Source organism: Bartonella refiksaydamii, from assembly GCF_902652675.1.
GTDB lineage: Bacteria > Pseudomonadota > Alphaproteobacteria > Rhizobiales > Rhizobiaceae > Bartonella > Bartonella refiksaydamii.
The window spans coordinates 1-20,194 of sequence record NZ_LR736313.1 but is presented as its reverse complement, the minus strand read 5'-3'; the positions used below and the strand labels follow the sequence as shown (position 1 = coordinate 20,194).

The 20,194-nt window shown below is 39.7% G+C and carries 28 protein-coding genes and 2 pseudogenes; 10 read left to right on the top strand and 20 right to left on the bottom strand.

Features of this window, described 5'->3' with window-relative positions; translation table 11 throughout:
* From GQO39_RS06965 to GQO39_RS06940, 6 genes are all read right to left on the bottom strand, one after another.
* A partial coding sequence (locus GQO39_RS06965; RefSeq protein WP_156851544.1) for a hypothetical protein occupies positions 1 to 246 on the bottom strand: 246 nt, incomplete at its 3' end.
* Positions 247 to 266: 20 nt separating this feature from the next.
* Entirely contained in the window at positions 267 to 1,394 is a 1,128-nt protein-coding gene (bgtG, locus tag GQO39_RS06960; protein WP_156851543.1) for a BaGTA-type gene transfer agent major capsid protein, read from the bottom strand.
* Between the two features lie 88 nt (positions 1,395 to 1,482).
* Positions 1,483 to 2,370 (bottom strand): hypothetical protein, encoded by an 888-nt coding sequence (locus GQO39_RS06955; protein ID WP_156851542.1) that lies wholly within the window; start codon positions 2,368 to 2,370, stop codon positions 1,483 to 1,485.
* Positions 2,371 to 2,428: 58 nt separating this feature from the next.
* On the bottom strand, positions 2,429 to 4,393 hold the full coding sequence (gene bgtI / locus GQO39_RS06950) for a BaGTA-type gene transfer agent portal protein BgtI (RefSeq protein WP_156851541.1): 1,965 nt from the start codon (positions 4,391 to 4,393) through the stop codon (positions 2,429 to 2,431).
* Positions 4,378 to 5,706, bottom strand: a complete 1,329-nt coding sequence (locus GQO39_RS06945) for a PBSX family phage terminase large subunit (protein ID WP_156851540.1) — start codon at positions 5,704 to 5,706, stop codon at positions 4,378 to 4,380. The genes bgtI and GQO39_RS06945 overlap by 16 nt, the downstream gene beginning before the upstream one ends.
* Entirely contained in the window at positions 5,687 to 6,019 is a 333-nt protein-coding gene (locus GQO39_RS06940; protein ID WP_156851539.1) for a hypothetical protein, read from the bottom strand. Before GQO39_RS06940 ends, GQO39_RS06945 begins: the two co-directional genes overlap by 20 nt.
* A gap of 206 nt (positions 6,020 to 6,225) precedes the next feature.
* Between GQO39_RS06940 and GQO39_RS06935 the strand changes: the two genes are divergently transcribed.
* Positions 6,226 to 6,840, top strand: a complete 615-nt coding sequence (locus GQO39_RS06935) for a hypothetical protein (protein ID WP_156851538.1) — start codon at positions 6,226 to 6,228, stop codon at positions 6,838 to 6,840.
* Positions 6,841 to 6,850: 10 nt separating this feature from the next.
* Here the strand turns inward: GQO39_RS06935 and GQO39_RS06930 are convergent, their stop codons facing one another.
* The 9 genes and pseudogenes from GQO39_RS06930 to GQO39_RS06890 all read right to left on the bottom strand — a co-directional run bounded on the left by GQO39_RS06930 (position 6,851) and on the right by GQO39_RS06890 (position 12,381).
* On the bottom strand, positions 6,851 to 7,378 hold the full coding sequence (locus GQO39_RS06930; RefSeq protein WP_156851537.1) for a hypothetical protein: 528 nt from the start codon (positions 7,376 to 7,378) through the stop codon (positions 6,851 to 6,853).
* Positions 7,379 to 7,393: 15 nt separating this feature from the next.
* A complete protein-coding gene (ssb, locus tag GQO39_RS06925; RefSeq protein WP_156851536.1) occupies positions 7,394 to 7,834 on the bottom strand; it encodes a single-stranded DNA-binding protein in 441 nt (146 codons plus the stop codon).
* Positions 7,835 to 8,181: 347 nt separating this feature from the next.
* Positions 8,182 to 8,622, bottom strand: a complete 441-nt coding sequence (locus GQO39_RS06920) for a hypothetical protein (RefSeq protein ID WP_156851535.1) — start codon at positions 8,620 to 8,622, stop codon at positions 8,182 to 8,184.
* A 281-nt stretch (positions 8,623 to 8,903) separates the two neighbouring features.
* A pseudogene (locus tag GQO39_RS08880) lies at positions 8,904 to 9,198 on the bottom strand (Rha family transcriptional regulator); the annotation flags it as partial.
* 290 nt (positions 9,199 to 9,488) lie between these two features.
* A complete protein-coding gene (locus GQO39_RS06910) occupies positions 9,489 to 9,932 on the bottom strand; it encodes a hypothetical protein (RefSeq protein ID WP_156851534.1) in 444 nt (147 codons plus the stop codon).
* 169 nt (positions 9,933 to 10,101) lie between these two features.
* Positions 10,102 to 10,443, bottom strand: a complete 342-nt coding sequence (locus tag GQO39_RS06905) for a hypothetical protein (RefSeq protein WP_246668545.1) — start codon at positions 10,441 to 10,443, stop codon at positions 10,102 to 10,104.
* A complete protein-coding gene (locus GQO39_RS06900; protein ID WP_156851533.1) occupies positions 10,430 to 11,575 on the bottom strand; it encodes a DUF1376 domain-containing protein in 1,146 nt (381 codons plus the stop codon). The genes GQO39_RS06905 and GQO39_RS06900 overlap by 14 nt, the downstream gene beginning before the upstream one ends.
* Positions 11,565 to 11,915: a DUF1376 domain-containing protein gene (locus GQO39_RS06895; RefSeq protein ID WP_156851532.1), complete on the bottom strand. Its 351-nt coding sequence runs from the start codon at positions 11,913 to 11,915 to the stop codon at positions 11,565 to 11,567. The genes GQO39_RS06900 and GQO39_RS06895 overlap by 11 nt, the downstream gene beginning before the upstream one ends.
* Positions 11,905 to 12,381 carry a crossover junction endodeoxyribonuclease RuvC gene (locus GQO39_RS06890; RefSeq protein WP_156851531.1) on the bottom strand — a complete coding sequence of 159 codons (477 nt, stop codon included), beginning with the start codon at positions 12,379 to 12,381 and terminating at the stop codon, positions 11,905 to 11,907. The genes GQO39_RS06895 and GQO39_RS06890 overlap by 11 nt, the downstream gene beginning before the upstream one ends.
* Positions 12,382 to 12,439: 58 nt before the next feature.
* Between GQO39_RS06890 and GQO39_RS06885 the strand changes: the two genes are divergently transcribed.
* On the top strand, positions 12,440 to 13,063 hold the full coding sequence (locus tag GQO39_RS06885) for a hypothetical protein (RefSeq protein WP_156851530.1): 624 nt from the start codon (positions 12,440 to 12,442) through the stop codon (positions 13,061 to 13,063).
* On the opposite strand, the gene GQO39_RS06880 is transcribed toward GQO39_RS06885, so the two are convergent.
* The 5 genes and pseudogenes from GQO39_RS06880 to GQO39_RS06865 form a co-directional block, all read right to left on the bottom strand.
* A complete protein-coding gene (locus GQO39_RS06880) occupies positions 13,053 to 13,301 on the bottom strand; it encodes a hypothetical protein (protein WP_156851529.1) in 249 nt (82 codons plus the stop codon). The two genes, GQO39_RS06885 and GQO39_RS06880, sit on opposite strands and share 11 nt — an antisense overlap.
* Before the next feature lie 303 nt (positions 13,302 to 13,604).
* Positions 13,605 to 13,985, bottom strand: coding sequence for a hypothetical protein (locus tag GQO39_RS06875; protein WP_246668544.1), 381 nt, complete (start codon positions 13,983 to 13,985; stop codon positions 13,605 to 13,607).
* A gap of 11 nt (positions 13,986 to 13,996) precedes the next feature.
* Complete coding sequence (locus GQO39_RS09260; RefSeq protein ID WP_196794021.1) at positions 13,997 to 14,332, bottom strand: dATP/dGTP diphosphohydrolase domain-containing protein; 336 nt, start codon at positions 14,330 to 14,332, stop codon at positions 13,997 to 13,999.
* A gap of 354 nt (positions 14,333 to 14,686) precedes the next feature.
* A pseudogene (locus tag GQO39_RS09500) lies at positions 14,687 to 14,902 on the bottom strand (dATP/dGTP diphosphohydrolase domain-containing protein); the annotation flags it as partial.
* A gap of 91 nt (positions 14,903 to 14,993) precedes the next feature.
* The gene (locus tag GQO39_RS06865) at positions 14,994 to 15,275 is read right to left on the bottom strand and encodes a hypothetical protein (RefSeq protein WP_198039431.1); all 282 of its coding nucleotides are present in this window, start codon (positions 15,273 to 15,275) and stop codon (positions 14,994 to 14,996) included.
* 111 nt (positions 15,276 to 15,386) lie between these two features.
* Between GQO39_RS06865 and GQO39_RS06860 the strand changes: the two genes are divergently transcribed.
* The 8 genes from GQO39_RS06860 to GQO39_RS06825 all read left to right on the top strand — a co-directional run.
* Complete coding sequence (locus GQO39_RS06860; RefSeq protein WP_156851527.1) at positions 15,387 to 15,716, top strand: helix-turn-helix domain-containing protein; 330 nt, start codon at positions 15,387 to 15,389, stop codon at positions 15,714 to 15,716.
* 224 nt (positions 15,717 to 15,940) lie between these two features.
* Positions 15,941 to 16,351 carry a hypothetical protein gene (locus tag GQO39_RS06855; RefSeq protein WP_007552590.1) on the top strand — a complete coding sequence of 137 codons (411 nt, stop codon included), beginning with the start codon at positions 15,941 to 15,943 and terminating at the stop codon, positions 16,349 to 16,351.
* Positions 16,352 to 16,447: 96 nt separating this feature from the next.
* Entirely contained in the window at positions 16,448 to 16,867 is a 420-nt protein-coding gene (locus GQO39_RS06850) for an LbetaH domain-containing protein (RefSeq protein WP_156851526.1), read from the top strand.
* Positions 16,864 to 17,412 carry an LbetaH domain-containing protein gene (locus tag GQO39_RS06845; protein WP_007552588.1) on the top strand — a complete coding sequence of 183 codons (549 nt, stop codon included), beginning with the start codon at positions 16,864 to 16,866 and terminating at the stop codon, positions 17,410 to 17,412. Before GQO39_RS06850 ends, GQO39_RS06845 begins: the two co-directional genes overlap by 4 nt.
* A 73-nt stretch (positions 17,413 to 17,485) precedes the next feature.
* Positions 17,486 to 18,241, top strand: a complete 756-nt coding sequence (locus GQO39_RS06840) for an ERF family protein (protein WP_156851525.1) — start codon at positions 17,486 to 17,488, stop codon at positions 18,239 to 18,241.
* Position 18,242: 1 nt separating this feature from the next.
* Positions 18,243 to 18,866, top strand: a complete 624-nt coding sequence (locus GQO39_RS06835) for a lambda exonuclease family protein (protein ID WP_156851524.1) — start codon at positions 18,243 to 18,245, stop codon at positions 18,864 to 18,866.
* A 111-nt stretch (positions 18,867 to 18,977) separates the two neighbouring features.
* Positions 18,978 to 19,196 (top strand): hypothetical protein, encoded by a 219-nt coding sequence (locus tag GQO39_RS06830; RefSeq protein ID WP_156851523.1) that lies wholly within the window; start codon positions 18,978 to 18,980, stop codon positions 19,194 to 19,196.
* Between the two features lie 6 nt (positions 19,197 to 19,202).
* Positions 19,203 to 20,194: tyrosine-type recombinase/integrase (locus tag GQO39_RS06825; RefSeq protein ID WP_156851522.1), on the top strand; the 992-nt coding region annotated here is incomplete at its 3' end.

Below are 20,194 nucleotides of genomic sequence, written 5' to 3'. Positions count from 1 at the left end.
GCCTTGGGCTTTGATGTCCTTTTCACTGAACTCATTGCCTCCATAGGTACTCCCTATTTTCAACTTCGCTTCTGAAAACGCTGTCTTAACAAAAGCCTTCATCGAAGTGATCAAAGCACCTCGAGGCAAAATTCCTATTTTCTCCGTAAGATGTTTATCTTTATGAGAGATATTCAAACGTAAGAAATTCACCTGCTGGGTATGAAGATTCCTCCCTTGCAAGGGCTGTGGTAAATGATCTGCCATGTCTTTGTTCCCTCCTATGATTACGCTGCTGCTTCACCACTGTAAGTGGGAATGACAATCGTTCCAAAATCTTGGGCTGTTTGTGCGCTATTTGGCATTTTGAAACGGGTTTTTTTCATTCCTATCAAGGTCTTGGCTGCAACACCAAATTCACGTTCATAATCAAAATACTCTTCTTTAAGCGTGTAATGCGTTGCACTGTGATTTTTGCCAAATCCTATAATCGCACTCTGGGCTCCTAAGAAAACCGCACGACGCACACCTTTCACTACGGTATTATCTGTTGATTTAACACCATGGGTGACATGAATTGCTTCACGTAAAATAACGCCATTATACATGCCTAGTGAACCATCAAAGATCGGGTTCTTCGCACGGGAGGTTGCATAAACGGATTTTTGAATATCTAACCACTCACCAACTGCTGTATTGGTTCGCAATTGCATAACTTGTGTTGGATGTAAATAGAGAACATAAACATCATCACCATTGACATAAACTGGAGAAATTTGCGGATTAGCTAATTTGGCTTGTTTAACCGCTTCATCAATCAATTTAAGACTAAAGCTATGTTTGGCTTTATCAGTGAGATCTTCATCCTTGGTTTTTGCATCTGGGCGGATAATACGTTCACTGCTTGGTGCCATGACTTCATTAAAGCCATAATAAACCGGTTTAATATACACTTCCCGACCATCGACATTGATAGTACGGGCTGTATAACCACATACCTGAAGAAAGAACATGATGCTTAAACGATTGGCATACCAACGAACTAAACCTTCTTTGGCTTTTTTCCGTAAATTTGGGAGAATTCTCTGTTGGTCAATCGAATCATCATTGGCCACACGCACCGCATGTAAAAGCTCGTTAATAACCAGCCTATCATTCATAAATTGAAGTGCTTCTTCATTGCCCTCTAAGGTTTCGCCTTGCGTGACACCGTCCCCAAACAGATTGACCAGCAGACTGAACGTAACGCTATCCCCTGCACTCTTATGGGTTTCGTTGTAAAGCTGGATAATGCTGTTCGAACTTTTGCCAATCAGAGGAGCAATTTTTGTCGCTTTCAAAACTTCATTGCTTAATTTCTGTGACCACAATTTCACTGCTTGCGGATCATGAGTTCCTATATGTGTTGTTGCCATTAATTTCACCTTTCTTTGCTGTAAAAAAACCGGCTTAAAGCCGGTGGAAAACCCGCATCAAGGCGGATTATGCTGTAAAACTTATTGCTTAATCGGAGTCTACACCCATAATTTCATAAAAACGGGCTTCATTCTTCGGATTTGATATCCAAGCATTGAATTCTTTCTCAGACATATTCGCAAGTGTCTCTTTGGTCATAGGACCCGTCACGCCCCCTCCTCCAGATGCCGTTAAGGTTCTCGCAGAATTCTGACGGCTTTGAAGTTCTGCAACTTGATTATTCGCTTGTAATGCTTGGTTCTGATAGCCAAGATTTTGCGCTATTCTATAAATCTCTTCTGCCGGATTGAGATCTCTTTGTGCACAAGTCGCTACAATCGTACGCAATTCATTCCTTATGATCTCAGAAATTGTGTTTGGATCTGCATACTCAGGATAAAGTGACGACCAAGAACTCAATTCCTTCGCACGCTTCTCATAAAGAAAATTTGCCGCATCACCAAAATCACTGGATTTATTTTGAAACGACTTAACAGAATTGTTGAAAAACTGACCAAGACGTATATCATGCTGCTGCTGTTCCTCAGCTTGTCTTAGCGCTTCTTTCTGTTCCCTAATATACGCATCCTGCTCTCGAATCTTATCTAACATCCACGCCACTAAACGAACAGGGTCCTCACGTGGGTCTGGAGGTGAATTTTCACCTTCAACCATTGGCGTCTGGGATTGGGGTTCATAAAACTTGATAAGCGCTTCACGGGCTTGTTTAGCTTGCTCGATAGAGCGCTGCTGCTCTATATTAGGAACAATCTCTGAAGGCTTTTCAACGGGCTGCACAACCGGCTCTGGAGACGTAATGTCATCATTATCAATCGTTTCACCATCATTGACGCTATCAAAAGAGCTCTCATCATCAAAGACCGGTGCCCCAACTCTATAATCTTTATTCATAGCTTCATTCATTTCTGCATTCATTCTTTCGCCTTTCTCAACTATGCATACCTCTGTGTAATGCTATTCGCTCTCGCATGATCTAATTGTGTGCCTGATCATTGAGAAGCTTCTGCCGTTCAATCTCATAGCGTTGTTGCATCAGTTCCGCTTCTGTTTTTGCTCTCTCTTGATGCACAAACAGATCAATCTGCTTTTGTTGCAAATCCATCTGATGCATCTGTGCTTTCGTCTCTAAATCCTGTTGCTTTTCCTGCAACTTCATTTCTTGTTCAGGGTCCATTTGCTGTTGTTGTGCTATTTGCTGCTGTTGGAACTTCTCACTGACACGATTAAGCAATGACGCAGGCAATGGAGAATAACGAAGTAGATCAAGCATAATATCCGGCGTAATAGCATTTTGGAGTAACGGTAAAAGCTGTGTGATGATACCGAAGGTGCGCTCTTTCTCATTCGGGCTGGTTGGCGCATCATCAACCACAATGTCATACTCGACACTCGTTACTTCTTCACGCGTCAATGGAATATATTGCGCATTCTCTTCACCAGATATCCGTACCAAACGCCCATCGGACAAGTAATTCTGTATCAAGTGCAAAATAATCTTACCTTGCCGCTTGCGATACAAACGTAAACCATCAAACAGACAAGCAAGTAGATTTAAACTGGATTGGCGTCGTTGTGCCTCCAAAATACCCGCTTGTGTCACTTCCCTTGTGCCAATGAACTCAGGTGATAAACCAGTCACCTGATTAATTGCTTCTTTTGCTTCATTAAACAACTGGAAAAACCCCGTTGGAAATTCTGCTACGGGTTTGGGTTGGATCTTTCCTTGTGCAAGAGCGCCATCTTCAGCAACCAGCAACGCATCAGCCCGTGCCCAATCTTTCATAGCCTGCCTGATGTCCTTAAACGCCCCTTCCTCGACAATAAGACCACCTTTGGATTGGCTATTGAGGATATACATAACTTGACTAAAATATTTATTCGCCCACCGTTGAGGGTCTTTTGTGGGACGCACAACCCCATAAAATTGCCGTTCTATCTTGTCAAAATACCCCGTTATACACTCCCAACCCAATTGACCAGCTGGAACCATGGGTTGATCGGGGCATAGCAAAACCTTCCTGCCTAAAAAAGCGCGCTTAACAACCTTTTTATTAAAAGCCGCCCCTTGGATACCCGGCATCATGCACTGTAGCTGCTTAAATTCTTCCTCGCTATAATCACGAAGTTCTCCAGTGCTTAAATCAGGTGCTTTGTAATACCTCTCGCTTTCAAACCAACGGCATTCAACAAGCGTGACCATCCGACGACCATTTTCAACATCAATGCTCCCCTCATCACTGTAATAATCAAGATCATTGTGGTGAACACCTCCATGAGAGCTCCCATCCCTTGCCCAATCCGCACTCAGCTCTGTCCAATGGGCTTTGGGAAACATCTGCTTGGCTACTTCCAAAGGCTTGCGGTCCACATACCACAAACGTTGTGCATCGGTTAAATTCGGTTGCACCGCTGCACTGTCCCAAACCATCTTTAACGGGTCTAAACGGGTAATTACCGGTTCACCATCAAGGCTGTTCTCATAATCAAGCCGTGTATCCGTCCATCCCATGCCACAAATGACCGCATCCTGAAACGCATCACTATCAGCGTATTCTGCATGCGCCGTATCTCTAAACCATTCCGCTGCACCGGTAAGCAATTCACTAGGCAATGCCTTCCCAACTTGTCGGGGGATGAATTGCACCTCGCGCTTGTTATTGCGTTCAGAGCCTACAACAGCATTGACCAATGGGGCAATACGATTAAAGGTCATAACGGGGCGGCGTTGCTTTTTTAACGCCGATAAATCTTCTTCATTCCATTGATCACCATTGTAAAAACCAAAATCCTCCCGTGCATGTTCACGCCATTTGTTCACATGCTCCACATCTTCTTTGTACCAACTGACAAGCTTGCGAAACAAACCTTCATGAAAAAGATCAGAGACTTTGCTGTCTTTCTCTAAATGTTCATCATCATGCATCATTCTGCCATCCATGAGGTACTCTCATATTCCGTTCTGCCGCTATAAGCTGGTCGCTTTTGTATTTCTTTTGGTGGTTTGTATGAAATGCACATCAATCCAAAGGCATCTGCCCCATGACTGGACCAATCATGCTCTGCTCCCAAGCCAATATTACGCTTCTCATCCCATTTCTCGTGATACCAGTTCAGTGCCTTGCGTCCTGCTACCGTCGTCTTCTCATTAAACCAAACAGAAGGCAAAACACGGCGGACTGTTTCTATACGTATCTTAACAGCTCCTGCTCCCTGATTAGGGATAACTTTTGTTTGAAAGCCTGCCTGTTTAAGAGCGCTCTCAAAACTCACATTGTGTACACGATCTCTGGTTGCACCATCATGGGGGAGAACCATCAATGCCTTCTCATAACCATTCTGACGTAACCAGCCTATATGCTCTGAGAGCGGTTGCCCCTGTGCTTCATAGTAATCGAGAACACGAATTTCTCGTCCAACAAATTGCGCTATCCATATCGCTGTTGCATCTGCCTTGGCTCCTGTTCCCCCAATGTCCCAAAAAGCACGTATTTGCATCAAGGGGTCACGAGCAACGCGCCCTATCCGCCCCTCTTGCTCGGCTGCCAACATCTCTTTCTGATAGTAAGCACCTTGAACCGCTGTAAGATAAGCCCCTTCCCAGATATGTTTATAGGTCTCGGGGCGGTTTCTCAGATCATCAAGACGTGCTTCATTCAAGATCTTTGGAAACTTTGGATTATCTGACCAGTTGATCTCAACACGCTTGATTGCCTCATTGTCTGAAAAGCGAAAACGCTTCTCAACGGGGGCATTTTCACGCAATGGGTTCCATGTCACCCATAACTCTGCTCGCCATCCCTCTCCCTCTTCTCGTAAAGTCGGTATAAGCGTTTGCCAAGCCGTCTCTGTAACCGGCTCTGCCTCATCAACCCAACAAAGCAAAATACGCCCCATAGACTTGATACTTGCAATATTGCGGTCAAGACCAGAAAACTGAAAGGCTATACGACCATCTATCGACTTAATCGAAGACTCCCCAACCTTGTAATAGTCCTTTAAAAAGTCATGCGCTTCAATGGCGCGTTTAATCTCCTCCAATGAACTTTCTGCTAGAGAATTCTGAAACTGCCGTGCACAAAGAATAGTGCCTGATATTCCTCCCATGCCAAATTGATAGCCTTTTAAAGCAGCCATCAAGGCAAATGATCTTGTCTTCCCAGAACCTCTCCCTCCCCAAGCCGCTCGTACCAAAGCCTTACCTGTAAAAATCGGTATAAGCTTTGGAACAATATTAATCTGTCGTGTCGTCATTGACCAAAGGCGCGATTTCTACACGCGTTATCACCTTAACGGCTCCCCCATCTTCACCTGTTACCTGTAAAGGCAACACCTTACCAAGCAACGCTAAATAAGCCGCTGGACATTCCATAGCCTGCTTTTCCAAATAGGAAATCAAACCATCATTGCCAATTTTATTCCCAGCATTCTCAGCAGCCTTAACCACTGCTTCTTTTAAAATGCGCGTCATTTTATTGGGAACGCCTTTAACCCGCCCTTGACCTGCCTTTGGGGGTATACGCTTTTTAATGGGTTGTGGAGCCTGCTGTGTATTTTGTGATGTCATAAAATACACCCTCCAGATAATAAAAAACCCCGCGTTTGCGGGGATTTAAAACTGCACTGCCCCTCGTCTAGATACAATACGACCAGTGCCGTATTTGTCATTAAATACGATTTGCAACAATTTGTCAACACAAAAGAACACATATTGATACATTCAAAGAGAATCTGTTAGTCAGTGTTAATTATGACAATTTAAAGGATTAAGTAATGAAGTTATTTTTCATACCACGAATTGTAACATTTATAGTTTTTTTTCTATATCAAATGCTATCTATATCAATATCATTTGGATTTACACGTACATTTACACGTGTAGATACTATAGAGCAGTACAATCAACTTTACGATAAATATGCAAGTACAGAATATGAAGACTTTACGCATTTCGACAAGCAACACCAAGCAAATCAATTTGCATACAATAATGGCTATCAAAATATAACTGCCAAATTTGACACTGTATGGCATCGTCACATACTGATCGTTTTATGTGGACGCTTTGTGAATTTACTAAGGGGTGATTATAATAAGGAGATGTCATGGGCGATGCTACCTAGTGTAATAAATACTTTACGCTATGAACATAATTGGAGTGAAGAAAATTTTATTTGGGCATACAACATGTCTATGAGTAGTACAGATCCAATGTTTTATTACGCAAAAAAATTTCTTAGTTCTCCGAGTGGAAATGGCATTAACCCCGAAACACAAGTTGTTGATTTAGTGTCTAGTATGAGAGTCGATAATGGGAGAGGCATAAAAAAAACAGCTAGGTTTTGTAGAGACTTACAAACGATATACAATATGATGAAACCGAAATAGAGAGCACCATTTAACGATCAAAATGCTTTTGAAGCGCATTAAGAGCAACTCGCAATGAATTCACAAGATGTGGTAGCATTTGATCTTCTATAACGAGGTACTGTAGTGCTGCATAAAGATTATACTGTCTATAGAGCTGTTGCGCTTCTTTTAGTGCCTCTTGCACGGCTTGATAATGATTTGTTGCTTTTTGAACCCACCGTTCAAGACTATTGGGGTCTGAATTTGTAGACACATCATCATAAACAGCGCTTGGCAAGCCTTTTGCACAAAGGTAATTATTTCTTATCTGTAAATACTGTTGCGCGGCGTCATATTGCTCTTGTGTAAGCACGCCTTGCAAACAAAGCCGCCCTATGTAAGTACTAGAGAGCGGATTTTTTGCCTCTTGTAGCGTTAAACCGAAGCGTTTTGCACGCATTTCTATTGCCAATTTATCAACAGATTCACGTGGTGCTTTTGCACGTGAGATGCGTCCATTTGGTTCTCTGATACATCCGTTAATTTTAGAGCGTCCCCTTTTTTTATTTTTTTTCATAACACCGCCTTTTATTTAAAAAGGAACACTGTCATTCATAACGGTATGGGGCGTATCAAGAGGTCTATGAAAGCTTCTGTCATAAGGTGTTGATTGCTTTTGATCATCATCATTTTTGCCATCTAAAAGCTTTAACTCGCCTTTGTACTGAGGCAATATGACTTCTGTTACATACCGTTCAACACCGTTTTTATCTTGCCATTTACGGGTTTGGAGCTGCCCTTCAATATAGACTTTGCTTCCTTTATGGAGATATTGGAGTGCTATTTTTGCCAAATGTGGATTAAACACCACAATGGAATGCCATTCTGTTTTGTCTACTTTCTTATTGGTTGCCTTGTCTGTATAGCTCTCAGACGTTGCCATTCGAAAATTAACCACCTCACCACCAGAGGTCATAGTTTTTCTTTCTGGATTGGTACCTAAATGACCAATTAAGATCACTTTATTAAGCATTTGCTTTCTGTCCTTTAATGGAAAATAGTACTTAGAACAAAATGAACTCACAACTGATGGTGGTATAACACATTATGGTGTGTAATTACAAACGAAATTTATTATAACACACTGAATCTAAAGAATGAATCCCATTTTTATTTTATTTAACAGCTTGCACTTTGATACGTTTTGTGCAATAAAGAGATGTTCTTTTATATTTCGATTAGGTTATTTTAATCGTTTATTTGGATCGCTAGCTGTTTTGATAATAAAAGCCGTATCAATTCATTTTGACACGGCTTTTTTTAATTCTATCTTTTAGAATACGCCACAGCCGCTTTAATCAATTCCTCTACAGTCTTTATCTATCTACAAAAGGATATTAAACCTGTAGAAATCTCTTTTCTTCCTGTAACCCATGCCCCCAAAATAAGTTGCGTATCTCCCAAAACACGCGCCCTGCCACCAATAATTGCCTTTCCATAAGCACGTACATTGCCATAAACCTTTGCAAACCCATTAACACACGCCTCATCACAAATTATTGCATTTTCAAAAACCTTCGCATGCCCCCAAACCATAGCAGCATTATAAACCTTGGCATCGTCCCCAACCCAGCAATTACCCTGGTGAGAAAGGTTGTATTCACTTTCAATAAAGCCCCCTAAATCTCCTTTTTTAACACCTCCAAAACTTCTTAAAGCTCTAATGCGATAAAGTGTTCTAACTCTACCATAGAGATGGTCTTTAACTTCTGTAGTTTCATTAGTAAGTTCATATTTTTTGGATACATTTTTAGCGTTCATAGGTAACTCCTAATCTAAATATTCGATAAAATTTTAAATGAAATGGTTATAAGGAGGCGCCCCCGCACCGCCCGCGCCGTTATTTACGCTGCTTTTACGATAGCATTTGTTAAAACACGCTTGGCTTCTGTCGTAACCAATTTGTAATGATCAAGCTCTTTTTCGATTTCATCTATTTTCACAAGACGACTAAAGATGATACCCATGATTTTAGGATAATTTGTCAAAACATACTGGCGAAGATAATTAAAATCATCAAAATCATGTTCTAACTGTAAATTTGATTGCCCCTCAAGCTCTATCCAACGATCGATGATCTTAGCACGCAATACTGTACTGTAACCTGAAATTAAGACCAAACACTCACGTTTAGGGAGGTGGTAGCAAGGACGCCTTTCACCTTTTTTGTCAAGATAACTGCCATTAAAATCAACCGATCCAAATTTGGAGCCGTTAAGTTCCTCAAGCATTTTTTTTTATATCACGCATAATATGAGCGTGTTGCTTACCACACAACTTTGCAATTTCACGGCTAGACATTGTCAACGTGGTTTGAGTGTTTACTAAATTGTTCATAATGAACTCCTACATGTTTAGAGTTTTTAATTGACAGCCCATAAGGGTGCCGGGTGCTAAAAACACGGCATGTAGTCCGCCGCTATACTTTTCCCTCGCGAAGGGTATTGTATGGTATAGCTACACCCGACAAAACCGTTATATGCCAATAATAGCACAAAAATAAAGCCAAATTTTGAAGCAGGAAAAGATTGTTTCGTAACCTATTCGCTACATGTTTAGTGTTTTTAGCACTTGATGATTCGCATAACAGAATAACCCTTTAATGTCAATATGTATTTTTTATTTTTTCATATTTTTTCATTTTGATGCTTACCTAATTGAATATTAAGCGCTTTTGCTATTTCATTGTCCATATCATAAACTTGTGAATAACACTTCTTACCTTCGTTGATAGCCTCATAGATCAACGTCCCCTCACCTTTCCTTTGTATCGTTTTATTCACCTCGTCTATCAACGGTTCACAACTCAACACTGATCTTGGCAAGTTAGCACCGTAAACCCACGCTTTTACTTGCGCTTTGGTACTGAAATCTGCCCCTTTTGGTGTATCGTAATACTGTCCGCCATCAAACTTTTCACACTCTCTTGTGCCATCAGGATATTCGTACAGGTTGTAAAAATACTCTGCCGCTCCGTCTCCCCAAGGGACATAACCAACAGCTGTTGCGATAAACTTTTTTTGCATTGGCTGTTTACGGTTTTTTAAGAACAAATATTTTAAAATCCTCATGCTTTTAGTCCATAATTTTACCAATTGGTCTATTTGCCTCAAAATGGACCGTACAGAAGCGTTTTTAATTTCAATGTGTTTTCTATCGCAAAATCTTTAAATCGCTCTGTACGGCGCCTTTTTGTCGATTTAAATGCATGTCTATTCTCAAAATCATCAGCAAATTTCACTACTTTGCTGTTTTTTCGGATGCTTTTAAATACGATTTCATGACTGATGCTCCCGACAAAAGATCTGCTTTCAAATTTCTGCAATACTCTGCAAGCTCTTCTCCTGTTGGCATAAAGGTTTTCGAAAAGCCGTTTGCTTTTCCGCATATGATATCCTTAACAGCCTGCTTTAGAGCGTATTCTGAAGCATCTGATAAGGCTATGCTATAGTTCAAAGCGATAACATTAGGGTCTATATTTGCTGGTATTTTTAGACCAGAAAGCAAATAAGCAGCCGCCTCGATATGTTCAACCGTAACTTTCCGTGAAAGCAGTGCTTGTAAGCGATTACAGTCTTGCAAAACTTGCGCTCTCTCCTCCAGCGTCAACGGCTTTCCATACATAGAGATTGGAGGATACACACTCCGGTCCACTCTCTTGGAAAGTGCTTGCAAATGAACTGATAGCCTCTGTATCTCTGCTGCATTCTGATCCATAAGAATCGCTAGTGGTGATTGCTGCTTTGAGTGTACTGAAGCTTTGTGAAAGGCTGTTTGTGAAGTTATTTGTTGAGAGCTTATAGCGTTCGTTTGCATATCGTTTCTCCTGTTCTAATTTCTTGGCTAGCGTTCCATTCTGGTTAATAATCCAACCACACCAAGCACTTTGCCAATCGCGATTGTTTGCATTTCGACATGGGTTGGCTTTCCAATGAAGTTTAAATCTTTCGAATTCTAATAACGCCTCATCATGCGTTAAGCCTTTATCGATTGCGTATTGCAAATCGGGTTCAAAATCTTCTGGTACGCTTCCAAGTTCTTTTTTCCCCTTACTTCGCTTGGCTTTCTTAGGAACGCTTTCTTGCTCGTGAATGATTGGTTGGTTGGTTTCTAACGTTTCGATTTGTTCTGATTGGCTGTCAACAGCAGCAACCTCAGTTGGCTCTTGAACCAAATTAGTTGTTTCTAAACTTTCAGAACCAATTTCTTTTTTTGCTAATACGATAGTATTAGTTTTTTTATTATATATGTTTGTATTGTTTGTATTGTTTGTTATAGCATCACAAGCATCATGCTTAGCATCCTTAAGCATACCGTTAGCATCATGCTTAGCATCATTAGCATTATCACAAGCATCTTTTGTATTTTTATCCCATCTTGCCTTCGCTGCCTTCTGCGCTCTCTCTGAAAACTTATTCAAATTCTCATTAGAGTTGTTGAGTTCCTCTTCAACCTGTAAACTCCATAAACGACCGTCTTCTAAACGTATCAGTTTCTCATCACTCAATAAAAAATCTAGCGCTTTATTAAAAGCTTTTACTGAACAACCAGAAATGCGTGCTAATATAGAGGCATTCTCAAGAATTGGCTGTCTCTTCTTATACATAAGCAATATCAACATCATATAAGTCGATATTTGATGCGACGTCATTCCACTAGCATCAGATACCCAATCAGAAGGAAAACAACGAACCCAAGCTAACTTAGTTGACATATTTTACCTCCTTTTCTTCATTATTATTAAAGGTAAAATTATCTAGCTCTTCACTGAGGTTATTGAGTTCTTCTTCAACTTTTAAACTCCACAAATGACCATCTTCTGAAAGAACAATATGTCCAGATCTAAATAAGTAATCTAATGCCTTCTGAAATCTTTTTACTGAACAACACGTAAAATGAGATAATATTTGCGCATCATTTACAAGAGGCTCTCTAGTGCGCAACATTTGCAATCGCAATCGCATATAAACATTGCCTTCAATTGCGGGTAAACAAGCAAGATCAAGAAGCCACTTGTCTGCAAAAAGCCTCGTCCACGGTAATTTACTGGACATACCCAAATTCCCTTTCTTTAACTAAATATAAAGTTGCTAAAGCATCTGCTTCATTATCATCTTTCGGATTGTGCCCTTTTGCACGCACCGCCTTAATCATCTCTTCTTTCGACGCATTCCCCTTGCCTGTCGTCACTTTCTTAATCGTACAAACCGGTATACCCTCATATGGTATCTGATGCTGTTCACACCAAGCCGTTAGGTGACCTAATAAACCACCGTACACATGTGCTGCGTCTGTACCTTTATGACGCCTCACCTCTTCAAAATACACCGCGTCAATTTGACCTGCTGTCTGCTTTATTTCTGATAGCCATTGTTTAAAACGCAAGTAACGCATTCCACCGCCTTCAAAACGGCGTGATTGAAAATTCACGGTACCACTGAATATGTCACCACTTGCACCACGTATCGCCCACCCCGTTTTGGTACCTAGATCAAAACAAAGAATCGTGTTATTTACCATGTCGCTCCATATAAAATGTGTTTTATAAGATTGTTTTTTCCCAAAACTGGAGGGAACAGTGCCTAATAATGATACAACCCAAAATGCAAACAATCAAAAGACATGCGTTTCACTGCCACCTTTAATTGTTACGTCTTGTTATGAGAATTTTTCTGATACTATCCCATGGTTTAATTTTCAAAACACAACTCCTTTTGATATTAAAGTACACTCTGTTTCTGCTATTTATCACCAAAATCCACATGCTGATAATAAATGGGAAAGAAGTGACCTGTGGTCAAAAGCATTTCTTTCTATTGGGATGTTTAATCCACCCTTTCCAATTCATATTCCTAGGATCGAAAATGAAATTTATTTTATAAGCCCACCAGAAAAGCCAGAAACAGAAGTATTACTGAAAAATATAACTATTCCAGCACACAAAAAGCATTTAGCTATAATGGGTATACAGTTTTGGGCAGATATTGATCGTACATGCATTGCTTCTACTAAACTCACCTTTCAATTTTCTCCAACATATGATTTCACAAAAATTTTTAATGCCGATGTTTTTTTAGAAGGAATGTTCTTATTTTCTCCTAAAGAAGAAGCTGAACGAATCCAATGTGAATGGGATGAAATAGAAAACATGACAGAAGAATTAAAATCATATCAATTACGAGGCATTTTATCTAACATGTAAACTGCTTATTATGTTTCTCAAATAACCCCTGAAACTTCTCTTTGAAAGCTCGCTTGTCGCCGTGTATCTCTAAGTTCAACATTGGTCCTAGTGTGCTTTTAGCTATTAAATGGTTGTGTTCATCAAAAGAAAAATTCCAATCAGAATTACTAAAAACGAGCGTGCACCCCTCTGGTAAGCCTATTGCATGTATTAAATCGTCTGAAGTACTAAAAGTATAACGTGGTGTTTTTTTCATATTTTTCTCCTATCCTTTAAACTATGATTGTTATTTTTTGGACACATTTCATTGGGAGCTTTTCTTCCTAAGTTCATCTTTTAGATCTCATATTTTCTTGTTTCTTTCTTGTAACTCATCCCTAAGCTGTTGTGTCTGTTTAAAATAATGATAAACTTCATAGAGAAAATACAAATTAGTCGTTATAGAAAGAACTGTTGCTGCTGTACTCATCTCTCTCTCCTCACTTACCCTTCTTCTTACTCTTCTTATTCTTATGAGGCGGCGCTTTTACTGCTTCATCACGCTACTTAAGCTCTTGTGTTAGTCTTTGATCTTGCTCGTCGCGTGATTGCACATTGCTTCGAGTGTCATTACAACTTCACTTACATTTCTGAACGCCTTTTCATGCTCTTCAGTCTTTTGTTTTAGTTGTTTCATTTCCTCGTCGCGTTCTTCAAGCTCTTGTTTTAGTTCTTCAATTATCTTGTCACGTTCTTTAAGATCCGCATCACATTCATCAATTGTCTGCTTGCTTTCCTTTAAATACCTCAACTCATTCTCTCTCATTTCTTTCTTAAGATTATTAACCTGCTCTTTAAGTGCTTTAACTTGGTCACGATAATGCAAGGCAAAACGAAATATGACCCCTCCTAAAAGCAAAACTGAAAACGTCACTATCCATAAAATTTCATTTAAACTCATCTTTATCTCCTTTAATTTTTATGAAGGCGGTCATCATGACCAATCTGTTGTGCTTCGCATTCCATTAAAAAAAGAATGCAACAAGCCGCATGTGCCAAGTGTGACAAATCACTCTCAGCATCCTTATGCTCTCCACCAAACCATGCTAATAAATGACGTAAAGCAGCACCGTGAAACCTGCTCCAGTGCATGCCATTACGCCAATTGTTTGCTCCGTACTTCTTTGCCCCAAACTCTAAAACTTTACCGATTTCAATCAGTGCCAACGGTGGGATTAGTTCAACACGCGCCTTACCAGCATCATCCTTATGTGCTTCGTTTGTGCTATATGAAACGTGTTTACGCATGTAAACTTCGTCGTTATCGCGAAAATCTTCATAGTCACAAACATCGGCATTGCCGTAAATCTTGGCATTCTCTCTAATCTTGGCATGCCCGTGAACTAATGCATTGTCATAAACTTTAGATTGATTGAAAACTTCGGCATTACCAAAAACCTTGGCTTGACCGTAGACACGTGCTTTGCTGTAAACCTTAGCATCCCCATAAATGCGAGAATTGCCGTAAACTTCTGCTTCGCCTTTTACTGAAGCATTCTCATAAATTTGTGCTTCACCGTAAACGCGAGAATGATAAACCTTGCTATTACCGTAAATCTTTGCATGATCATAAACATACGCAAAATTAGAAACTTCTGCACAACCGTATACTTGTGCATTTCCAAAAACACGAGCCCTGCCACCAACACGTGCATCTCCAAAAATCCTAGCATTGCCAAAAACATATCCACGGCTAAAGGAATCATCTACCCAACAATCCCCTTCATGTGATAGGTTACCTTCATGTTCTATAAAACCACCAAAATCACCTTTTTTAACGTTTCCAAAGTCTCTCAGTGCCCGTATGCGACGAAGCATTACAATACCATGTGAATTATTCTTATCAGGATAAAGCGTTACTCCTTGGCGTGTGAACTCATATTTCTTTTCTACAGCCATCATCATCTCCTTAAGAGCGCAAAGTCTCATCCGCGCTATCAACACCGCAGCTCTTGAAAATCTTCGTAATTGGGGGGTGTTGCTCTTGCATTAATCTCTGCAAGCGTTCAGGATAAAAGAAATCATCAGGACGCAAATCTATGCCATGGTCACGGGCATAGTTTAAAATTTTTTGCTGGTGTTTTGCTGGTATCGAATTACGCCATCTGCAAACAGATGATACGTCCCTTCTAACTATAGTTGCTACCGTTTTGAAACCACCTAAATATTTTATGATTAATCTCGAAGGCATATCTATCTCCATAACAGCGTAATAAATAATTGCACTTTTTACATATGTCAACAGAAAATGCACCTTTCACATTTTTGCATTTTACGTATTTTTAGGGATAATGTTTAGATTATGAGTAGCAATATTGAAAAAAGCATCCAACAATGGCTAGAAAAAAAATTAAACGAGCGCGGACACGGTGCTCAAATAGAATTAGCTGCCTACTTGGGAATCCATCAGTCCACTATAAGCAGAATGATTAATCCTTACAAAAACGGAAAATCAAGAAGCATTAGTATTGGGGAATTAGTTAAAATAGCCGAGTTTTTTAACGAGCCCCCCCCAAATTTCTTCAATGATGTTGATCAAGAGTTTATGAATTTTTATCGTGATCTTTCTGAAGAAAACAAGAAGTCTGTGATTTTATATATTGAGTTTTTAAGGCAATCAAAAGATAAGTAATAGTTTCCTTTTCTTTCTGAGAAAACCCTTTTAAAAGATTAGAATCTTGTTCCTCTATTTGCATTTTGTATCTCCATAAATTGTGGATAGTGCATTTTTAAAAAAAACATAACTAACATAAATATGCACTTTTTACATTTTTATGTTGACACTTGCACTTTTTACATATATTTATTCCATATCTTAGAAATTAACCGTTGCCAATAGGGCTTATGGAGGCAGTTGTGAATAAACCAGTGTTTATAAAATCTGATGAAATTCTCTTAGTGATGTGCAATGATGAGATAGACAACATTGCAAAATCTGGACCTTTCTACGAAGAAAAGGACATTATCAAATTTATCGACCAAACCGAGAATGCTGTCCAAATCTTGCGCGTCGAACCAACGACTCATCGTTGTGAAGATATCTCTGAAGATATTGCGGAGTTCTACCTTAGAGAACATGAAGAACAGTGTTTAAATGGAAAAATACCTCACGAATTTATTGAACACAGCGCAGCATACAGTTTTTTTTTAGAAGAAATCGAACAGCAGCGATATGAAGATGAAATGTTTGGTACCTATGAACAACAGCACCGTTTAACCCTTTGGGACGTTATTCCAAACTACCCTCACTATACAGGGCGTTTCTAAAAGCGCGCCGTTCTTTTCAAAAAATTGACCACACAATGCAATGCCGTTCTTTTGCAAGAACGACAAAGGCAGAGTCTAACTTAAAGGAATAAAATCATGGAAAAGAAATACGAACTTACTGATGAAACAACCGAAGTTGATGGCAAAACTCTTCACCGTATTCGTGCACTGAGAGACTTTTCTGATGTCGAGAAAGGTGACCTAGGCGGTTATATAGAGCGTGAAGGCAATTTATCTCATGAAGACTCCTGTTGGATTTATCATAATGCTAAGGTTTATGGTAATGCACGGGTTTATGGCAATGCCTCGATTTATGATGATGCAGAGATTTATGACAATGCTTTGGTTGGTGGTTATGTACTTGTGCACGATAATGCAAGGATTTACGGTGATGCTGGAATTTATGACAATGCAGAAGTGTATGGTGATGCAAAAGTTTACGGGGATGCGGTAGTTCGTCTTGGTGCACACGTTGGCGGCTATACCGCCATCTCAACTGGAGAAAAAACCAAATGAAAAAATACGAACTGACTGATGAAACAACGGAGGTTTATGGCAAAACTCTTCACCGCATTCGTGCATTACGAGACTTTAGAAATATTAAAAAAGGTGACCTAGGCGGTTTTATAGCAAAAGAAGACAACTTAAGTCATGAGGGTGACTGTTGGGTTTGGCATGATGCCGCGGTTTGTGATAACGCTAAGGTTTTTGGTAATGCACAGATATTCGAAAAATCAATAATTAGAGATAATGCCAAGGTTTATGATAGTGCCAAGGTTTGTGGTAATGCTGGTGTTGAATACAATGCGCAAATCTTCGGCAATGCACAAATTTATGACAATGCACATGTTTATGGTCTTGTTTATGATAATGCTCGTGTTTTTGGAAAAGCCGTTATATGTGAAAATGCACACATTTCTGGAGATATTAGAATTCAAGATAAAGTATATGTTTTCGATAATATAGATATTTCTGGTAATTTTGAAATTCGTGGAGAAACTTCAATCATCTCCAAAAGTGAATATTCAACAATCTATCCAAGCTACATAAGCCGTTTCTAACCGCATAAACAACTTTTAAACACAAGCGTGATTCACGCCACGGGTGAATTGTGCGCAAATGGAGGAAATCAAGATGAGTGAACAAAACACTAACCTAACAGAAGTTGAAGAAACACACCACTTAGCCGTCGAACAAACTGCTATGGAACGCATTTTAAACAGAGCCTTAGAAAATGACGTCGACATGGACCGCTTAGAGCGTCTTCTTGCTTTAAGAGAAAAAGAAATAGAACGGCAAAACTATCAAAGCTTTATCTCTGATCTTTCCGCTATGCAAACGGAATATCAAAAGATTGAAAAAACTGCTAAGAATAACCATACAAACAGCAAATACGCTACGCTTGATCAGTATATTGACGCTGTAAAGGACACACTTGCAAAACACAACTTTGCTTTGTTTTCTCATATTAAACATCAAACAGAAAAAAACATTACCATAGAAATGACACTGTCTCATCCTTCAGGCAAGGAAATCTCAACACAAGGAACATTTCCCATTGACGGTACAGGCTCTAAAAATAGCATACAATCCGTTGGTTCTACACTTACCTACGCACGAAGATACCTGTTAGGCATGCTTCTTAATGTAGCAAGCAAAGAAGACGATACAGATGGAAATATGCCGACTAAACCTGCTTTGCCGCGCCAGATCAATGAAATCAGAAGACTTATAGTACAAACGCAAACAGAAGAAGCAAAGATACTTTCTTATGCAAACGTTGAAAAGCTTGATGATATCTCTGATCAGAGCGCACAAACCGTTTTGCATCTTTTGAAAGATAAACAAAACAAGCAAATGGCACCAACACAACAACAAACGGCGGTGTGAGATGGAACAAAGAACAGCAGAGTGGTTTCAAGCGCGCTTGGGGAAAGTTACTGCTTCAAACGTTTACAACGTACTCAGTAAGACAGCAAAAGGATTGCCCACAAGCAAATATGAAGATTACAAAATGAAACTCATGACAGAGCGCTTAACAGGAGAAATAAGCCAATCTTATACAACAGCGGCTATGCAATGGGGCATTGAACATGAAGAGAATGCCTTGAGAGAATATGAATTCATTTATGACACCAATGTTACAAAATGCGGGTTTATCCAACACCCCAAAATAGAAATGGCGGGGGCTAGCCCTGATGGTCTTATTGGAGAAGATGGATTAATCGAAGTCAAATGCCCGAGATCAGTAAACCATATGCGCTTTTGTATAAGCGACGAAATCAAGCCTGAATATCACGCACAAATGCAATTCCAAATGGCTTGTACAGGACGAAAGTGGTGTGATTTTGTAAGCTATGACTCACGTTTTGCGGGAGAATCATTTAATTTGCGCATGAAAGTCAAGCGTGTTCACCGTGATGAGAAACAAATTGAACAGATCAATAAAGCTGTTGAAGCCTTTTTAGCAGAAATAGATCAAGACATGAAGCAAATCTTGACAAAAGCCGCTTAAACCTATGGGGGTGCTCTCTCCTCCCAGCACCCCCGCCCATTCCTAACAACTTTTAAGTAATGCGTGATTCACGCCACACGTGAATTGCATCTAAATGTAAGGAGAAAAAACATGGCGCCACGCCCTGCTACTATAACGCAATCAGCCATTGCACGCGCTTTACGAGAAGCAAAAAAACAAAAATGCGAATTAGTAGAAATCAAACCTACCGGTGAACTCCTCATCTATCTTAAATCTGATATCCCAATACCAAATTCAGCAGCGCATCCTGATAAGTTATTAGATTTGTCAAAGAATGAATATTACGAAACCGCACTCTCTAAGATGTAAAATACCATGCCTAAACCACGCCCCCCTCATCTTGTCAAAGAAGTCACACGCCATGGTAAAATTATATGGTATGTACGTATTGGTCATGGACCACGTATTAGAATACGCGGCATCTATGGAACGCAAGAGTTTGTTGATAACTACAAAAGCGCACTTGCCGAGTTACAAGGGCTTATACTTCCTAAATCAAAAACTGGTAAACTTGTTGAAGGGTCATTTGCATGGCTACTTAAACAATACTTTAACAGCTCCAATTGGCATAACCTTGCTAAAGCTACAAAGAAACAAAATCAACTCATTCTTATAAAGGTGTGCGATGCAATAGGAAATATTCCATATCAAGCAATCGAGAAAAAACATATCATAGCCGGTGTTGAGAGGCGTAAAGAAACACCAGCAATGGCTAGGAATTTTCTGAAGGCACTTAATGGTCTTTTTAATTGGGCGATTGATCAAGGACTTTTGGAAAGTAATCCAACTTTAGGCGTTAAAAAACCTCCACTTAAAAATAAAGAGGGATTTCCTGTTTGGACAGAAGAAGATGTTGAGAAATATTATCAAAAATGGGCTCTAGGAACCCATGAACGTGTCTGGATTGATGTTCTTCTTTACACGGGTTTGCGTCGTGGTGATGCCGTACGAATTGGTTGGAAAGATGTGAAAGATAATATCATTCATCTTAAGACAGAGAAAAGTAAATTCCAAACAGATGTTTTTCTACCAATTTTGCCTGAACTAGCCGAAACCCTTAAAATTGGTCCTATTGGAAATGAAACATTCATTTGTGGTAGACGTGGAAACAAAATACCCAAAGAAAGCTTCGGGGTTTTATTTTACAAAGCATGCAATGAAGCGGGTATAAAAAAATCAGCACATGGTTTGAGAAAATTAGCAGCAACACGCGCCGCTAATTCCGGTGCAACAGTTTCACAACTCAAAGCACTTTTTGGATGGACAGACGACAACATGGCATCTCTTTATACAAAGAGTGCAGATCG

Excerpts from the sequence above, each read along its gene's own strand:
- GQO39_RS06910 (WP_156851534.1), bottom strand. The coding sequence starts at position 9,932 with ATGAGGATTTTAAAATATTTGTTCTTAAAAAACCGTAAACAGCCAATG.
- GQO39_RS06875 (WP_246668544.1), bottom strand. The coding sequence starts at position 13,985 with ATGAGTTTAAATGAAATTTTATGGATAGTGACGTTTTCAGTTTTGCTT.
- GQO39_RS06945 (WP_156851540.1), bottom strand. The coding sequence starts at position 5,706 with ATGACGACACGACAGATTAATATTGTTCCAAAGCTTATACCGATTTTT.
- GQO39_RS06930 (WP_156851537.1), bottom strand. The coding sequence starts at position 7,378 with ATGAAAAAAAATAAAAAAAGGGGACGCTCTAAAATTAACGGATGTATC.
- GQO39_RS06895 (WP_156851532.1), bottom strand. The coding sequence starts at position 11,915 with ATGTCCAGTAAATTACCGTGGACGAGGCTTTTTGCAGACAAGTGGCTT.
- GQO39_RS06860 (WP_156851527.1), top strand. The coding sequence starts at position 15,387 with ATGAGTAGCAATATTGAAAAAAGCATCCAACAATGGCTAGAAAAAAAA.
- GQO39_RS06865 (WP_198039431.1), bottom strand. The coding sequence starts at position 15,275 with ATGCCTTCGAGATTAATCATAAAATATTTAGGTGGTTTCAAAACGGTA.
- GQO39_RS06880 (WP_156851529.1), bottom strand. The coding sequence starts at position 13,301 with ATGAAAAAAACACCACGTTATACTTTTAGTACTTCAGACGATTTAATA.
- GQO39_RS06900 (WP_156851533.1), bottom strand. The coding sequence starts at position 11,575 with ATGTCAACTAAGTTAGCTTGGGTTCGTTGTTTTCCTTCTGATTGGGTA.
- GQO39_RS06835 (WP_156851524.1), top strand. The coding sequence starts at position 18,243 with ATGGAACAAAGAACAGCAGAGTGGTTTCAAGCGCGCTTGGGGAAAGTT.
- GQO39_RS06940 (WP_156851539.1), bottom strand. The coding sequence starts at position 6,019 with ATGACATCACAAAATACACAGCAGGCTCCACAACCCATTAAAAAGCGT.
- GQO39_RS06850 (WP_156851526.1), top strand. The coding sequence starts at position 16,448 with ATGGAAAAGAAATACGAACTTACTGATGAAACAACCGAAGTTGATGGC.
- GQO39_RS06840 (WP_156851525.1), top strand. The coding sequence starts at position 17,486 with ATGAGTGAACAAAACACTAACCTAACAGAAGTTGAAGAAACACACCAC.
- GQO39_RS06935 (WP_156851538.1), top strand. The coding sequence starts at position 6,226 with ATGAAGTTATTTTTCATACCACGAATTGTAACATTTATAGTTTTTTTT.
- GQO39_RS09260 (WP_196794021.1), bottom strand. The coding sequence starts at position 14,332 with ATGCGTAAACACGTTTCATATAGCACAAACGAAGCACATAAGGATGAT.
- ssb (WP_156851536.1), bottom strand. The coding sequence starts at position 7,834 with ATGCTTAATAAAGTGATCTTAATTGGTCATTTAGGTACCAATCCAGAA.
- GQO39_RS06920 (WP_156851535.1), bottom strand. The coding sequence starts at position 8,622 with ATGAACGCTAAAAATGTATCCAAAAAATATGAACTTACTAATGAAACT.
- GQO39_RS06830 (WP_156851523.1), top strand. The coding sequence starts at position 18,978 with ATGGCGCCACGCCCTGCTACTATAACGCAATCAGCCATTGCACGCGCT.
- GQO39_RS06845 (WP_007552588.1), top strand. The coding sequence starts at position 16,864 with ATGAAAAAATACGAACTGACTGATGAAACAACGGAGGTTTATGGCAAA.
- GQO39_RS06955 (WP_156851542.1), bottom strand. The coding sequence starts at position 2,370 with ATGAATGCAGAAATGAATGAAGCTATGAATAAAGATTATAGAGTTGGG.
- GQO39_RS06890 (WP_156851531.1), bottom strand. The coding sequence starts at position 12,381 with ATGGTAAATAACACGATTCTTTGTTTTGATCTAGGTACCAAAACGGGG.
- bgtI (WP_156851541.1), bottom strand. The coding sequence starts at position 4,393 with ATGGATGGCAGAATGATGCATGATGATGAACATTTAGAGAAAGACAGC.
- bgtG (WP_156851543.1), bottom strand. The coding sequence starts at position 1,394 with ATGGCAACAACACATATAGGAACTCATGATCCGCAAGCAGTGAAATTG.